General features: G+C 71.6%; 11 protein-coding genes. 5 read left to right on the forward strand and 6 right to left on the reverse strand.

Annotated elements, in window-relative coordinates:
- The first annotated feature begins 27 nt into the window (after nt 1-27).
- Entirely contained in the window at nt 28-1,347 is a 1,320-nt protein-coding gene (locus tag WMF11_RS21240) for a pyruvate dehydrogenase complex dihydrolipoamide acetyltransferase (protein WP_437554262.1), read from the forward strand.
- 1 nt (nt 1,348) lies between these two features.
- Here WMF11_RS21240 and fxsT read toward each other — a convergent pair whose 3' ends face one another.
- From fxsT to WMF11_RS21255, 3 genes are all read right to left on the reverse strand, one after another.
- Nucleotides 1,349-4,219 (reverse strand): FxSxx-COOH system tetratricopeptide repeat protein, encoded by a 2,871-nt coding sequence (gene fxsT / locus WMF11_RS21245; protein ID WP_437554264.1) that lies wholly within the window; start codon nt 4,217-4,219, stop codon nt 1,349-1,351.
- Nucleotides 4,220-4,366: 147 nt separating this feature from the next.
- On the reverse strand, nt 4,367-5,443 hold the full coding sequence (locus WMF11_RS21250) for an ATP/GTP-binding protein (RefSeq protein ID WP_437554266.1): 1,077 nt from the start codon (nt 5,441-5,443) through the stop codon (nt 4,367-4,369).
- Nucleotides 5,444-5,469: 26 nt separating this feature from the next.
- Complete coding sequence (locus WMF11_RS21255) at nt 5,470-6,969, reverse strand: SIR2 family protein (RefSeq protein WP_437554268.1); 1,500 nt, start codon at nt 6,967-6,969, stop codon at nt 5,470-5,472.
- Nucleotides 6,970-7,182: 213 nt separating this feature from the next.
- On the opposite strand from WMF11_RS21255, the gene WMF11_RS21260 reads away from it, so the two are divergent.
- Both WMF11_RS21260 and WMF11_RS21265 read left to right on the forward strand, forming a co-directional pair.
- On the forward strand, nt 7,183-8,148 hold the full coding sequence (locus tag WMF11_RS21260) for a formylglycine-generating enzyme family protein (RefSeq protein WP_437554270.1): 966 nt from the start codon (nt 7,183-7,185) through the stop codon (nt 8,146-8,148).
- A gap of 132 nt (nt 8,149-8,280) precedes the next feature.
- Entirely contained in the window at nt 8,281-9,225 is a 945-nt protein-coding gene (locus WMF11_RS21265; RefSeq protein WP_437554272.1) for a metallophosphoesterase family protein, read from the forward strand.
- A 165-nt stretch (nt 9,226-9,390) separates the two neighbouring features.
- Here WMF11_RS21265 and WMF11_RS21270 read toward each other — a convergent pair whose 3' ends face one another.
- Complete coding sequence (locus WMF11_RS21270) at nt 9,391-9,597, reverse strand: cold-shock protein (protein WP_012236438.1); 207 nt, start codon at nt 9,595-9,597, stop codon at nt 9,391-9,393.
- 921 nt (nt 9,598-10,518) lie between these two features.
- On the opposite strand from WMF11_RS21270, the gene WMF11_RS21275 reads away from it, so the two are divergent.
- Both WMF11_RS21275 and def read left to right on the forward strand, forming a co-directional pair.
- Nucleotides 10,519-12,729 (forward strand): ATPase, T2SS/T4P/T4SS family, encoded by a 2,211-nt coding sequence (locus WMF11_RS21275; RefSeq protein ID WP_437978719.1) that lies wholly within the window; start codon nt 10,519-10,521, stop codon nt 12,727-12,729.
- A 135-nt stretch (nt 12,730-12,864) separates the two neighbouring features.
- Nucleotides 12,865-13,377 carry a peptide deformylase gene (gene def, locus WMF11_RS21280; RefSeq protein WP_437978720.1) on the forward strand — a complete coding sequence of 171 codons (513 nt, stop codon included), beginning with the start codon at nt 12,865-12,867 and terminating at the stop codon, nt 13,375-13,377.
- Between the two features lie 18 nt (nt 13,378-13,395).
- Here def and ribD read toward each other — a convergent pair whose 3' ends face one another.
- Nucleotides 13,396-14,541, reverse strand: a complete 1,146-nt coding sequence (gene ribD / locus WMF11_RS21285) for a bifunctional diaminohydroxyphosphoribosylaminopyrimidine deaminase/5-amino-6-(5-phosphoribosylamino)uracil reductase RibD (RefSeq protein ID WP_437978721.1) — start codon at nt 14,539-14,541, stop codon at nt 13,396-13,398.
- A 16-nt stretch (nt 14,542-14,557) separates the two neighbouring features.
- On the reverse strand, nt 14,558-15,019 hold the full coding sequence (nrdR, locus tag WMF11_RS21290) for a transcriptional regulator NrdR (RefSeq protein WP_012236442.1): 462 nt from the start codon (nt 15,017-15,019) through the stop codon (nt 14,558-14,560).

The raw sequence follows: 15,019 nt of genomic DNA on the forward strand, positions 1-15,019 counted from the left end.
ACATCCCCGATCAAGGTTGATAGACCCATGGCGAAGGTTCTGGAACTTCCGAAGCTGTCCCCGACCATGGAGGAGGGGCAGATCAGTGCCTGGCACAAGAAGGAAGGCGACGCGATCGACATCGACGATCTGCTCGCAGAGGTCGAGACCGACAAGGCGACCATGGAGTACAAGTCCTTCGATCGAGGGACGTTGCTCAAGATCCTCGTGCCTGCGGGCAGCGTGGTTCAGCTCGGCCAGCCTGTCGCGATCATCGGCACCCCGGGCGAGGACGTAAGCGCCCTCGCCGGCGGGAGCGGCGGCGCTGCCGCGGCGAAGCCGAGCGCGGCGGAGGCTCAGCCCAAGGGAGAGCGCCCCGCGCCGCCGGCCGGCGGCGACGCGCCCGTGACGAGCCCGCCGCCCGCGGCGCGCGGCGAGGCGGTCTCGCCGCCCACGCAGCCGGCCGCGCCGCAGCCGTCGTCGAACGGACGCGTGAAGGCGTCGCCCTACGTGCGGAAGCTCGGCCGAGAGCGCGGGCTCGACCTCAGCAGCGTCGCCGGCAGCGGTCCGCGCGGGCGCATCGTCGCGCGCGACCTCGATGGGCTGAAGCCGGCGCCGGCCGCCGGGGCGGCCAAGGCGACCGCCCCCGGCGAGCTCGCCGCGCCGGAGGTGAGGCCGCTCAGCATGATGCGCAAGGCGATCGCCCGGCGCCTCACCGAGTCCAAGCAGACGGTCCCGCACTTCTATCTGTCGATCGACGTCGACGCCGATCCGCTGAACGCGCTTCGCGAGCAGATCAACGCGGATCTCGCGGCGACCGCCGCCGAGGGGGAGAAGCCGGCCAAGGTCAGCTTCAACGATCTCCTCGTCAAGGCGTGCGCCATCGCGCTCGTGCGCGTCCCGGAGTGCAACGCGCAGTTCACGCCGGACGCGATCCTCGTTCACCAGCGCGTCGACATCTCGGTCGCGGTCGCCGTCCCCGAGGGCCTCGTCACGCCGGTGGTGCGCGACGTCGATCGCAAGCAGGTGCTCGACATCGCGGCCGAGGTGCGCGAGCTCGCCGGGCGCGCCAAGGCGAAGAAGCTGCGGCCCGAGGAGATGGCGAACGGCACGTTCTCGATCTCGAACCTCGGCATGTACGGGATCGACAACTTCGGCGCCGTCATCAACCCGCCCGAGGGAGCGATCCTCGCCGTGGGCCAGGTCCGTCGGGAGCCCGTCGTGCGCGGCGAGCAGATCGTGCCGGGCCGCCGCCTGAGCATGACGCTCTCCTGCGATCATCGCGTCGTCGACGGCGCGGTCGGCGCGACCTTCCTCAAGGTCCTGCGCCAGCTCCTGGAGCACCCGACGCAGATCCTGATCGGCTAGCTCAGGTCGCCTCGGCGCTGCTCCCCAGGGCGTCGCCGAGGCGCGCCAGGTTCCGCGAGAAGATCTGCACGGACGGGTGCGACGGCCCGAGCGCCTTCGTGGCGATCGCCACGGCGCGCTCGATCTGCTGCCACGCGCCCGACAGATCGCCGAGCGCCTGCAAGACGCGCCCGAGGTTGTTCACGATGCTCGCCACGACCGGGTGATCCGGACCGTACGTGGCTTGCGCGATGCCGAGCGCGCGCTCCAGCTGCTCGCGCGCCCCGGGCAGCTCGCCGAGCGCTTGCAGCACGCTGCCGAGGTTGTTGCAGCCGATCGCCACCGCCGGGTGGTCCGGGCCGTACGTCGCCTCGGCGATCTTCAGCACGCGCGCGAAGTTCGCGCGCGCGCCCTCGAGATCGCCGAGGTCGCGCAGCACGCTGCCGAGGTTGTTGATGTCGCGCGCCACGTCCGGGTGATCCGGCCCGTAGGTGTCCTCGACGATCGCGAGCGCCCGCTCGAAGTCGGCGCGCGCCCCGGCCAGGTCTCCGAGATCGCGCAGCACGCGCCCGCGGTTGTTCAGAGCGAGCGCGAAGCGCGGGTGGTAGAGGCCGTAGCTGTGCTCATCGATCTTGAGCGCCTCCTCGAACTGCTCGCGCGCTCCCTTGAGGTCGCCGAGATCGTGGAGCAGCCGACCGAGGTTCGTGCGCCCGATCGCGACCGTCGGGTGGTCCGGGCCGTAGGCGCGGATGTCGATCGCGAGCGCCCGCTCGAGGTGCACGCGCGCGCCCGCGAAGTCGCCGAGGTCGCGGAAGAGGGCGCCCAGGTTGTTGAGCCGTATCGCGACGCTCGGATCGTCGGGGCCGTACGTCGCCTCGTCGATGGCGAGGGCGCGCTCCAGGTGCTTGCGGGCGCCCGGCAAATCGCCCTGATCCATGAGCACGCTGCCGAGGTCGTTCACGTCGCGCGCGACGTCCGGGTGATCGGGGCCGAAGCTCGCGATGTCGATGGCCAGCGCGCGCTCCAGGTGCGCCCGCGCGCCGCCGAGATCGCCGAGGTCGTGGAGGACGCTGCCGAGGCTGCGCAGCACGGCCGCGACCTTCGGATCGTCGTGGCCGAACACCGCCTCGTGGAGCGCGAGCGCCCGCTCCAGGTACCCCTTCGCCTCCGCGAACGCGGCGCGCCCCTGCAGGTAGACGGCGAACCGGGCGAGGAGCCGCCCGCGCACCTCCCGCGCGACGTCGTGCGCTTCGGCCTGGCTCGCCGCGGCGAGCGCGTGCGGCAGCCATCGGGCGCAGAAGGGCCACGTCTCCACCTCGTCGCTGCTCTCCGGGAACGCGTGGTCGACGAGCCGGACCGCCGCCTCGGCCCACACCTTCCGATCCTCGGGCGAGAGGCGATCGCGGACCACCGCCTGGACGAGCCGGTGCACGGAGAGCGCGCCTTCGTGCACGTCGATGAGCGAGTAGCGGCGGAGCGCGGCGACCGCCTCGTCGAGCATCAGCGGATCGCTCAGCGCCTCCGCGAGCGCCGCCGGCAGGTGCGGCGCGGCGTCGGCGAGGCCCTCGCGCGGGATGTCATCGGGCGCCAGGTACGCGCACAGGCTCAAGAGGTCGACCGCGACGGGCGAGAAGCGCTGCGCCTCCTGGAACGCGAGGCCCCAGGTCGTGGCGATCGGCGTCGGGTAGTCCATCGGCATGCCGCGGAGCAGGAGCCCGCGCTGGTGATCACCGAAGGCGGCGTGGTAGGTCGCGATGGACGAGCCCGTCTCCTTGATGGTCGCCGCCGCCTGCACCAGCGCGAGGGGGAGATCCCCGAGCGTCTCGGCGAGCTTCTCCGCGGCGCGCGCGTCGCTCTGCCCGGCCCGATCGAGCAGGAACTTCACCGAGTCGGCGCGATCGAGCGCCGGCACGGTGAGCGGGGTGGCGATGCCGCGGAAGCTCGGGTTGCGCGAGGTGATGAGGATGTGCCCGGTGCGCGGGTGCGGGAGGTACGGGGCGACGTCCTGCGGGTCGTTCACGTTGTCGAAGATGAGGAGCCACCTGTCGTTGCGCGACAGCCACGACCGGGCCGCCTCGATCGCGATCCGCTGGTCGGCCTCGTTCTGCTCTGGCAGGTCGAGGGCCGCGGCGAGGCGCGCGAAGTCCTCGGCCGCCGTGGCCGGCTCCTCGGCGCGGATCCACCAGACGACGCTGTACTGGCTCGCGTACCGGTGCGCGTACTCGGCGACGAGCTGCGTCTTGCCGACGCCGCCGAGGCCGCTGATGGACTGCGTGAGCGCAGCGGGCCCCCCCGTGGTGAGCGTGCTCCGCAGCTCGCTCAGGAGCTGGTCGCGACCGGTGAAGCCCGGGTTCCGCGGCGGCAGCTTCTTGATGTGAGGCTCCGCGTCGGGCGAGCTCGACGGCCTTCGAGCGGTCGGCCGCTGCGTCGGCGGCTCCGTCTCGCGGACGGCGCTCCGGATCCCCTTCGCGATCTCCGTGAACGCCTCGCTCTGGTTGGGGTAGCTCGTCACGGGCCGCGCGCGGCTCGGCAGCGGCTGCAGCTCGCCGAGCAGCGTCTTCTCCCAGGCGCAGGGCCGCAGGATCACGGGGATGACCCGGCACTCGCCGGACTCGTGGCGAGCGATCGCGTCTCGCATCTCCGGAGAGAGCCACGCGTCGGTGGAGAGGAAATCCGCGCTCACGAGCAGCAGCACGACCCGCGCCTCGCGCAGCCTCGCCGCGGTCGCCTCTCGCCGCTCCCTCCCTCCGCCGAGCGCGAAGCCCTGGTAATTCCGGATGACCCCCTGCCGCTTCAGCGCGTCGAGGTGGGTCTCGATCTTGGGCCGCAGGTCCTCGTCCCTCGGTGAGTAGGAGAAGAACACATCGGCGGGGCTCGTCGCCAAGGCAACCATAGTTCCTCTCGCGGGCCTTAAAGTCTCACGACGGACCTGACGCGCAACGAGAATACGCGGTCGGAAAAGACCCAGGAAGAGACGGTAGTTGTCGCACTCGGCGGGTACATGCGGGTCGAACCTCCATCGTCTCGTGGGGGGCTTGCCTTACCCCGACTCCGGCTCCGTCCTACCTTCGCGCTCCTCTTCCGTGCTCGGGGAGATCCGGCCGGAAGCCTGAACGATGCGGCGCGCCGCTTCCATCCATCGCCGCCGATCGTCCCGCCGCAGCTGGTTGCGGACGACGATCTTCACGAGGCGGTGGACGCTGAGCGCGTGCGGCCGCACCTCGATCAGCGAGTGCAGGCGCAGCATCGCGATGGCGTCGTCGAGCGCGAGCGGATCGTATTCGCCGAGCGACCGCCGAGGGATCGCGTCCATCGGCAGGAACGAGCACAAGCTGAGGAGCTCCGCCGCTGCCTGGTGGCTGAACACGGCCGCGAGCGAGCTCTCCCAGGCGGTCGCGACCGTCACCGGGAAGCTGACGGGGCGCTCCAGGAGCGCGGCCGGCCGCTGCCGGAACAGGGCGAGGTACTCCGCGAGCGGGCGTCCGGTCTCCTCGATGTAAGCGCCGGCCTGCGCCAGGGCGAGCGGCAGATCGCCGAGCTCCTCTGCGAGCGCGTCGGCCGACTCCGCGTCGGTCTCGCCCGTGCGCTGGAGCAGGAAGCGCACCGACTCGGCGCGCTCGATGCCGCGGACGTTCACCGTCGCGAGACCGCGCCAGATAGGGTTCTGCGACGTCGTGAGGATGTGGCCGCCGTGGGAGACGCTCGGGATGTAGGGCTCGACCTCGCTCGGGTCGCGCACGCCATCGAAGAGGAGGAGCCAGCGACCGCGGCGCCCGAGCTTGCTGCGCACCACGCCGACCGCGCGCGCGGGATCCAGCTGCTCGTGCTCGGGCAGCCTCATCTCCGCGGCGAGCGTGACGAAGGAGGCGTCCATCGTCGCCTGGCTCTGACCGTCGATCAGGAAGACGGTGTCGTAGGCGCCGGCGTTGCGGTACGCGTACTCGATCGCGAGCTTCGTCTTGCCGGTGCCGCCGAGCCCGCAGAGCGGCGCCACGCCGCGCCTGGCGAGCGCGGCGCCGATCTCGGCGAGCAGATCGTCGCGCGCGGCCAGGTTCCGGCTGGTCGACGCGGGGACGCTCCAGATCCCGGGCGGCGGTGGCACCTCTGAATGGCTCACCGGCTGGGCGCCGGCGCTCGGTGAGCTCAGGAGGGGTTTTGGGTGAGCTGCTCGACCTGCTTTCGGATGCCCTTTGCGATGTCCGTGAACGCCTCGCTCTGGTTGACCCAGCTCGTCACCGGGCGCCCGCCCCGCGGCAAGCTGCCCAGCCTGCCGAAGGGCGCGCCCTCCCAGTCGCAGGCGTCGAGGATGACGGGGATGACGCGCGCCTCACCCCGTTCGTGGCGCTCGATCGCCTTCTGCATCTCGACGTCGTAGCAGAAGTCCGACGCGAGGAAGTCCGCGCTGATGAGCAGGAGGATGACCTTCGCGGTCTCGAGGTGCTCGGCCAGCGCCGTGTCGCGCTCCTCGCCAGCGCCGATCTCGCCGTCGTGCCAGCCGCGGATGACGCCCTTCCGCTTGAGGATGGCGAGGTGCGTCTCGAGCTTGTCGCGCAGCTCGCGGTTGCTCTCCGAGTACGAGAAGAAGACCTCGATCGGGCTCGCGGGAGGCTCGGAGACCCGCTCGCGCCGCGACGCTCCGAGCGCCCCCGTCATCGTGACCGTGTCGTCGTACGCGGCCGAGTCCGGCGGGAGATCGTACGGCGCGCCGAGCGGCGACGACGAGGGCGGGAGCTCGAGATCGGGGATCGGGGGCGGAAGGATCGAGCGGCCGCGCGACGTGATCGCGCGCGGCCGGGGCGCGCACGTGCGCTCCAGGATCGCGAGCACCCGGTCGTGGCTGCCGTCGGGGGTGTCGTAAGGCAGGAGCAGGAACCCCATGTCCGCGAGCGTCTTGCGGCGGAGCGGCGTCAGGCTCGAGCCCGGGGCGATGACGAAGCGGGGCGGCGGCGAGGCGCCCGAGAGCGCGTGGATGTCCGCCAGCATCTCGTCGAAGTTCCCGTCGGCGCGCCCGAAGCCGATGAAGAGCACGGGGCACCGCGAGAGCACGGTCGTGAGCGACTTGCGCACGTCGGGCGGCGCGATCGACGCGAGGAAGCGCTCGCGCGCGAACACCCAGCTGTGCGGCTCCTTCAGCGTGCCGTGGAGCTTGAGGATGAACCGCCGCCGCCACGCGACCTCGTCGGTGACGCGCCACATGGTGTCCCACTCGAAGCCGAAGGCGCGCTCGAGCAGGTGGTTCAGGTTCGTGGTGAGCACGGCGCGCAGCTTGTCTCGCAGCGCGGCGATCGCGATCGCGATCCGCGGCGGCTCGAGCCCCTCGTCGTCGAGCGCATCCTCGACGAACGCGTTGAACTCCGCTGGGCCGAGCGCCTGCTCCGCCGCGCCCAGCGCCTCGCTGTAGCGCTGCGATCGCGCGAGGGACGCGACCTCGGCGATCGCGACCTCGTCGCTGGTCTGCTCGCGCACCCTCTCGACGAGCAGGTCGACGAGCTGACGCCACGTCGGCAGCCCGGCCGCGGCCGAGATGCCTCCCCCCACGAAGAGCACGAGCTCTCCGCTCTCGAGCGCCTCATGCAGCGCTTCGATCACCGCGGCGTCGACCTCCGCGCTCACCGTGTTCGCGTTGTCCATAAGGGTTGACATCGAGCCCCTCGAGTCTATCGCTCCTCGGCGCGCAGCGCACTTTTGCGGCGCGTCGCGCGGCGCGCCGCAAAAGTGCGCCGCGCGGCGCAGGGTCGAATGCTCGACCAGGCGGCCCGCTGCGGTCATCACGTCCGAGACGACTGACCGCCGCATCGAGCGAAGTCGGAAGAGGCGAAAACAGTCCGCGAGGCTGGAGCATGCTACGTCTCCGACATGCGTCCGGCGGCCCTCTTCACGCTGGCCACGGTGGCCTCGCTCGTCGCGTTCTCCCTGGCCGGCGTGGCCGCTCCACCCCCCCGCGCGCGGCGCGCCCCGCGCCTCCCGGCGCGGGCGGAGGCCGCGCTCTCGGCGGCCGCCGCGGGCCAGCCCGCGCGCTCGCCCGCGAGCGTCGTCGCGCTGCGCGCGCCCGGTCCGCCTGCCGTTCTCGTGCGCGCGGGGAGCTTCATGATGGGATCGAGCGAGGTCGAGATCGCGCACGCGGTGACGCTCTGCAAGCTCGAGCCGGCCGGTGAGCTGTGCGTCGACGAGACCGAGGCGAGCTTCGCGAACGAGCTCGTGCCCCACGAGGTGTACCTGTCGGATTTCTGGATCGACCGAACCGAGGTGACCGTCGCGAGCTACCGCCGGTGCGTCTCGGCCGGCGTCTGCGCCGAACCTCCGTATGCCTCCGGCGGGCAGCGGTTCGATCGGCCCGAGGTTCCGGTGGTGCTCGTCTCGTGGAGCGACGCGCAGCGCTACTGCGTCTGGGCCGGCGGTCGCCTGCCGACCGAGGCCGAATGGGAGCGGGCCGCGCGGGGCGTGGCCGGGCGCCGCTACCCCTGGGGCCATGTCTACAACCCATTCCACGCGAACCACGGAAGGCTGTCGTTCGACGAGCTCGACGACGGCGACGGCTTCCTCGAGCTCGCGCCCGTCGGATCGCTCGTGGCCGGCCGCACGCCCGACGGCATCGACGACCTCGCCGGCAACGTCGAGGAGTGGGTCGCTGACTACTACCATCCCGAGTATCCAAGCGGCAGCGCGAAGAACCCGCGGGGGCCCGACATGGGGGAGGAGCGCGTGCTGCGCGGCGGAAGCTACATCCTGGGTCGGCCCTGGCTGCGTGGCGCCGCGCGGGGGCACGACTCGCCGACAAGCCGCCGCGCGTGGCGCGGCTTCCGCTGCGCGCGCGACGCCTGAGCCGCGGCGGGCGACGCTCGAGCCGAGGCGCGGGCGCGCGACGAGCGCTCCGAGGAGCGCGGCGGTTGGCCGCTGCGCTGGCCGAGGCGCGCGGCGGTTGGCCGCCGCGCCGGAAGAGCCCATACTGCGCCCGTGAGGATCGCGCACCTCTCTGACCTGCACCTCCTCTCCCTCGAGGGGGCCATCCCGTTCCGGCTCCTGAACAAGCGTCTCACGGGCTACCTCAACCTCCGCTTCCGGCGCCACGCCATCCACAAGCCGCACGCGGTGCACGCAGCGGCGCGGGAGATACGGCGGCTCGGCGTGGACCACGTCGTCATCACCGGCGATGTCTCGAACCTCGCGCTCGAACGAGAGTTCGTCCTGGTCCGCGACTTCTTGCAGAGCGGTCTCGGCCTTCCGCCCGAGCGGGTGAGCATCGTCCCGGGGAACCACGACGCGTACACGAAGGGCGCGCACCGCTCGCAGCGCTTCTCTCAGTACTTCGCGCCGTACCTGCGCTCCGACCTCGTCCTCGACGCGCCTGGGAAGAGCGACGACGGTGAGGCCACCCGCGATGGCGGAGGCTCGGCGTTCCCCTTCGTGCACCTGCGCGGGCCCGTCGCGATCATCGGCCTCTCGACCGCCTGGCCGCGTCCCCCGCTGGTGGCATCGGGGCGGCTCGGCCCGGTCCAGCTGCGCGCGCTCGAGCGAGCGCTAGCGCACCCGGAGGTGCGGCGGCGAACGCCGGTCGTGCTTCAGCACCACCCCTTCCATAACCCGGCGAGCCGGGCGAAGACGTTGCTGGAAGGCCTGGGTGATGCCGCGGCAGAGGGGCGGCTGCTGCGGCAGGTGCGCCGCGGCTTGCTGCTGCACGGGCACCTGCACCGGCGCATTCACCGCAAGCTGCACACCGAGCGGGGTCACATCGACGCCGTGGGCGCCACCAGCGCTTCGCTCCTTCACGACAGCGACGAACGGATGGCCGGGTTCAATGTCTACGAGATCGACGACGCGGGGACGATCGGGGGCATCACGTCGCACCGCTTCGTCCCGGGTCAAGACGCGTTCCGCGAGGTCCCGGTCCCCGAGCGATGAGCTCGGCGCTCGGCCGAGCGCCCCACCGGAGCCGCGCGCAATCCATCCGCCGCACGCAGGACCGTCCAGGCGGGCGCGCGATGTTCGGGGCTCGGCAATGCCGTGACTCGAGCGCAGCGGGGGCGCAGCGCGGGCAGTCCGGTGGGGCTCTGGTCAGGAGGAAAGTCAGGCGGTGGCGCGGATCACGTTGACCGCCTGCAGACCTTTGGGACCTTCTTTGATCTCAAATTCAACGGTCTCGTCCTCGAACAGACGGCGGCGCCCCTCCCCGTTGATCTGCGAATAGTGAACGAAGACGTCGGGGCCAGTCTCTTGCTTGATGAAGCCCCAACCCTTCTCGTCGTTGAACCACTTAACCTTGCCAACTGCCATATTTCCTCCACTTCAGAGCTCGTCGATACCCGAGGCGCGCAAGCTGGCAGTCGGGAGGTGACCACGGCTGCGGTCCCTGATTCCGATGCGGGCTTGGCTGCATGCAGCAAACCCCCCTCGTAGACAGATCCAGCTTGCGCAGGGCGGCTGCCCAGCCGCTGGTTGATGTGCATGCGCGGCGACTTCGACGATTCTCCCCGGTCCGAGCGGGCGCCAACGTAAACGGCTCGATGCGCCAAGGTCAAGCAGCGATGATGGTTCGGCGAGCGCTTGCGCGAGGCAGTACCGCTTCACCGGCAGTCTCCGGTTGCAGCAGCCGCCGATGAGAATTTCGCGCCGTACAGCGGATCCTGACGGCGAGTACACGATCACGCGCGGTGTCGGCGCGCCGTGGGGTGCGAAGCAGAATTCGCGCAGCCGTCAAGATTTGCGCTCTTATCGAAGAACCTTGTCCTTCGGCCCGCGCAGGGCGTGTCGTGGTCCGTGAGGGCTTCGGCATGTCACGCAACGAGCCTCGCACGTCGGGCAGCCGTGCTCCTGGCCTCCGCCGCAATGGCGCGGCGACTCGGGCGCGCTCCTCGTGCTGCGCGCGCCGTGGGAGCGAGCGACGCAGCGCGCTCCGGGCGCTTTCCGAGCGCAGGCCAGGCGCTCGCCGAGCTTTTGCCGAGAACATCGATCGAGCGTCGCAGCGGAGCAGGCGACCTGCTCGAAGGACATCACGCACCCGGCGGCACCGGCTCAGCCTGTTCGCCGACGTTCTCCTGCGCGCGCTGGCGCGACAGCGCGGCGGCTCGATCCCGGGACCGGCATCGCGCGCTCGACCTGCACCGCGCCCCGTGCGCTCAGGGGGCGCAGGCGGCGCAGTCCCGGGCTCGAGGCCGCTCGCCGCCCGGGAGCAGGAATCGAAGGCATCTCGTTGACATGTCTGTTCGAGCTTGCTCGTATGGCGTGGCGAGGGCATCGGGTCTCACCTCCGCCCTGGCCCCGCGAGGCGACGAGATGTTCTCGGTGATCATCAGCGAGAAAGGGGGCGCGGAGCGCCGCGAAACCTTCGACCGGACAGAGATCAACGTCGGCCGCGTGCAGGGCAACGACCTGATGCTGCCGAAGGGCAACGTGTCGAAGCGACACGCTCGGCTGCTCTTCCGCGACGGGCGCTTCATCGTCACCGATCTCAAGAGCACGAACGGCACGTACGTCAACGGCCGGAAGATCGCTCAGGCGACGATCGTTCGCGAAGGCGACAAGATCTACATCGGCGACTTCGTGCTGCGGATCGAGACGGCGACGGCCGGAACGGCCCCTCCGGACAGCACGGCGCCTCCGCGCGCGCCGGAAGAGATGTCCGGCGAGCCGGGACCTCTGCCCGATCGCGGGCCGCCGCCGTCCGCCGACAAAGGGCTGCACCGGTCGGCGCCGTTGCCGCTGATCAACGAGAGGGGCGAGCCGTCGCGCACCAGCCAGGGCGTGATCAGCCACTTTCCCCTCGAGAACGATCCGGACGAGTCGGTCGACGCGGCCGCGGCCATCCCTGTCCCCGGTCCGCCGCGCATCCCTTCGCCTCGTCCGCCGCTCACGCCGGGCCCGCAGGGCGGTGCGTCCGTCCCGCCGCTGCCTGCGCACCCGGCGATGACCACCGCACCGCCGGCGCGCGACGGCCGCGCCGTCAACGCCGCCACCCCGCCCCCCCAGGCGCCGCGCCCGTACGCGACCGCGACCCCGCTGCCTGCACAGAGCACAACGAGCACCGCCGCGGTGTCGCCGCAGGGCGCCTCGAACGTCGCCGTCCATCCGAGCGTGGTCCCCATCCCGAGCCGGCGCGCCATCCCACCCGTCTCGGATCGGGTCGACCGGGGACAGGGCGACTCGACGCAAGCCGTGGCGCACCGCCGGGCGCTCGGGCGCCTGATGGACCGGCTCGCCGACGTGGTCGATCTGACGCCGCTCGACAGCGGCGCGCCGCCGGACAGCGCGCTCGCCCAGCGCATCGCGCAGGCGACCTCCGCGGGCGCGGAGGCGCTCCGCGCGGCAGGCGAGCTCCCCCCCGAGATCGACGTCGAGGCGCTCGTAGCCGACGCGCAGCGGGAGCTCCTCTCGCTCGGCCCGCTCGACCGCTTGCTCGAAGACGCCGAGGTGAGCGAGATCCAGGTGTTCCGGTACGACCACGTGATCGCGATGCACGGGCGCAGGCGCGTCATCGCGGAGGTCGGGTTCAGCAGCGAGCGCGCGGTCGGCCGGGCCATCCGCCGGCTCTGCATGGCGGCCGGCCAGCCGATCGAGGCGGGCGCGAGCTTCGTCGAGCGGACCCTGCCGAAAGGGCGCCGCCTGTTCGCGGTGCTGCCGCCGGCCGCGACCTCCACCCTGGTGATCCGGAAGCCGCAGCGCCCCGACGTCACGCTGGACGACCTGGTGCGCAACGGGACGATCTCGCGCGCGATGGCCGGGCTGCTCGCCCAGTGCGTGCTCGGTCGCGGCAACCTCCTCGTCACCGGGACGCGGGACGCCGGGACGGGCTGGCTGCTCGGCGCGCTCGCTACCGCGGCGCAGCCCGACGACCGGTTCGTGGTGCTCCAGGAGGAGGACGAGCTCGCCCTCGATCAGCCGAACACGCTGTCCATCGCGCTCGGGGCCACGACGGACGAACGCACCCGGGCCGTGCGGGCGGCCGTACGCATCCGGCCGGAGCGGGTCGTGGTGAGCTCGTTCTCTGGCCACGTCGCGGCCGAAATCGTGGACGCCATCGGCGGCGGCATGGACGGCGTGCTCGCGGCCTCCCGGGCGCCGACGCTGCGGCAGGCAGTGACGAGGCTCCCCGCCGACATCGCCGCGACCCGCCCCGGGATCACGCCAGAGACGGCGCGCGAGTGGCTGGTCTCGTCCTTCGACCTCGCGATCGAGATCGCGCTGCTCCGCGACGGTCGCCACCGGGTGCTCCGCATCGCGGAGCTCGCGGTGGAGGGCGGGCAGATCGCCATTCGCGACGTCTTCACCTTCGTGGTCGAGCGGACGGCCGCCGGCGGCGCGCTCGAGGGGACATTTCACCCCTCCGGGCTGGTGCCGGACATCGTGGAAGATCTTCAGTCCCGCGGGGTCAGCGTCGATACGTCGACCTCGTTCCGGCGAAATCGCTAGCGGCTGGCCGCGCGAAGGCTGGCCAGCGTGGCCAGCGCGAAGTACGCGCAACCGACGCGCAACCCACGCAACACGCGAGAGGAGAGCGTCTTGACGGGCGCCAGCTAGGAACGGAGGTTATGATGCTCAGTAGCCATGGCCATCCGCACCATCCTCCACTATCCCGACCCGCGCCTGCGTCAGAAGGCACAGCCGGTCGGGGACATCACGCCCGAAATCACGAAGCTTATCGACGACATGGCTGAGACCATGTACGCGGCGCCCGGCGTCGGCCTTGCGGCCACGCAGATCGGGGAGCCACACCGCGTCTTCCTCGTTGACATCGCCGCGGACAACGAGCCGAGCAACCTCCTCGTGTTCATCAACCCGGAGATCGTGCGGCAAGAGGGGCAGCTGACCGGCCCCGAAGGGTGCCTCTCGTTCCCTGGCATCAGCGAGGACATCAAGCGGGCCGAGCGCGTCACCGTCCGCGCCCGCGGGCGCGACGGCGAGACGTTCGAGATCGCGGCCGACGGCCTGCTCGCCGTGGCCATCCAGCATGAGCTCGATCACCTCGACGGCGTGCTGATGATCGACCGGATGGGCACGCTCAAGAAGCGCATCGTCCAGCGGAAGATGCAGAAGCGCGGAGCAGAAGCCGCGAGCTGACCTGCCCGGGCGCGCCGATCAGCTGCGCGCCGGGAAGGCGAGAGGGCCGCTGACGTACGCGTCGCGGCCGCAGAGCTCCCAGCGTGGATCGACGATCCGGGGCGCGTCGCCTGGCGTGTCCGGGCCCGCCCAGTCGACCGCGCCCGGCCGGCCGCGGGGGCCGAGCAGGATCGGGGCGACGAAGGCGTGCAGCTCGTCGGGCAGGCGCGACGCGAGCAGGCTGCCGGCGAGCTCGGCGCCTCCTTCGACCAGGATGGAGACGATCCCCTGTGAGGCGCAGAGGCGCATCGCGGCGGTCACGTCGACCCGGCCCTCGGCTGAGGTCGGGGCGCGCAGGACGATGCAGCCAGCGTCGACGAGCACCTGCTCCGCCTCCTCGGGCGCGTCGGCGCCCGTGAGCACCCAGGTCGGCACCTCCCGCGCCGTCTGGGCGAGGCGCGTGTGGAGCGGCAGCCTGAGCCGCGTGTCGAAGACGAGCCGGATGGGGCTCCGCCCACCGGGCGCGAGCGCAGGCTCGCGCAGGGTGAGCCGAGGGTCGTCGGCGAGCGCCGTGCCGATCCCGATCGCCACCGCGTCGTGCCGCGAGCGGAGCTCCTGGACCTTGGCGCGCGCCTCGGGGCCGGTGACCCACTTCGAGGCCCCCGTGCGGGTCGCGATGCGGCCGTCCAGCGACAGGGCGAGCTTGAGCGCGATGTGGGGGATGCCTGTCGTGATGAACTTGGTCCAGGGCGCGATCAGCGCGCGAGCCTCGGCGCCGGTGACGCCGAGCTCCACGGCGAGCCCGGCGTCGCTGAGCCGCTGCGCCCCGCCGCCGACCACCGCGGGGTTCGGATCGGGCGCGCCGACGACGACGCGCTTGATGCCGGCGCTCAGAATCGCGTCCACGCAGGGCGGCGTACGCCCCTCGTGGTTGCAGGGCTCCAGCGTGACGTAGAGCGTCCCCCCACGCGCCGCGTCGCCGGCGGCCGCGAGCGCCAGCCCCTCGGCGTGGTCCTCACCCGCGCGCGCGTGGTGCGCGACGGCGACGACCTCCCCCGCAGCGTTCAGCACCACCGCGCCGACCGGGGGGTTCGGCGACGGCATCGCCTTGTGCGCCTCCTCGATGGCGAGGCGCATCATCGCGACGTCGAGCTCGGGATCGGGGCTGGGGGGCTTCGCAGACATCGAAGTGCCGGATCTACTAGGGCGCCTTGGCCTTCACAAGCTTGCCAAGCTCGACCATGAACTGGTCAATGTCCCGAAAGGAACGATAAACGCTTGCGAACCGGACATAGGCGACCTCATCGAGGGTACGCAGGTGGTTCATCACCCGCTCGCCCAGCTCGGTCGACAAGATCTCCCGCCGCTCGGACTCCTGCGCCTCGCGCTCGATCGCGTCGGCGATGGCCTCGATCTGGTCGGTGGACACGGGCCGCTTGTTGCATGCGATCCGGAGCCCTCGCACGAGCTTCTGCCGGTCGAACGACTCGCGCCGACCGTCCTTCTTGACGACCGTCGGCAGGATGTCCTCGACGCGCTCGTACGTCGTGAAGCGGCGCTCGCACGAGGCGCACTCGCGCCGGCGCCGGATCACCTCACCCGCGCCGCCAGCGCGGGAGTCGATGACCCGGTCCTCGAGATGGCCGCAAAATGGGCACTTCAT

It is taken from the genome of Sorangium sp. So ce295, from assembly GCF_051527405.1.
GTDB classification, from domain to species: domain Bacteria; phylum Myxococcota_A; class Polyangia; order Polyangiales; family Polyangiaceae; genus Sorangium; species Sorangium cellulosum_B.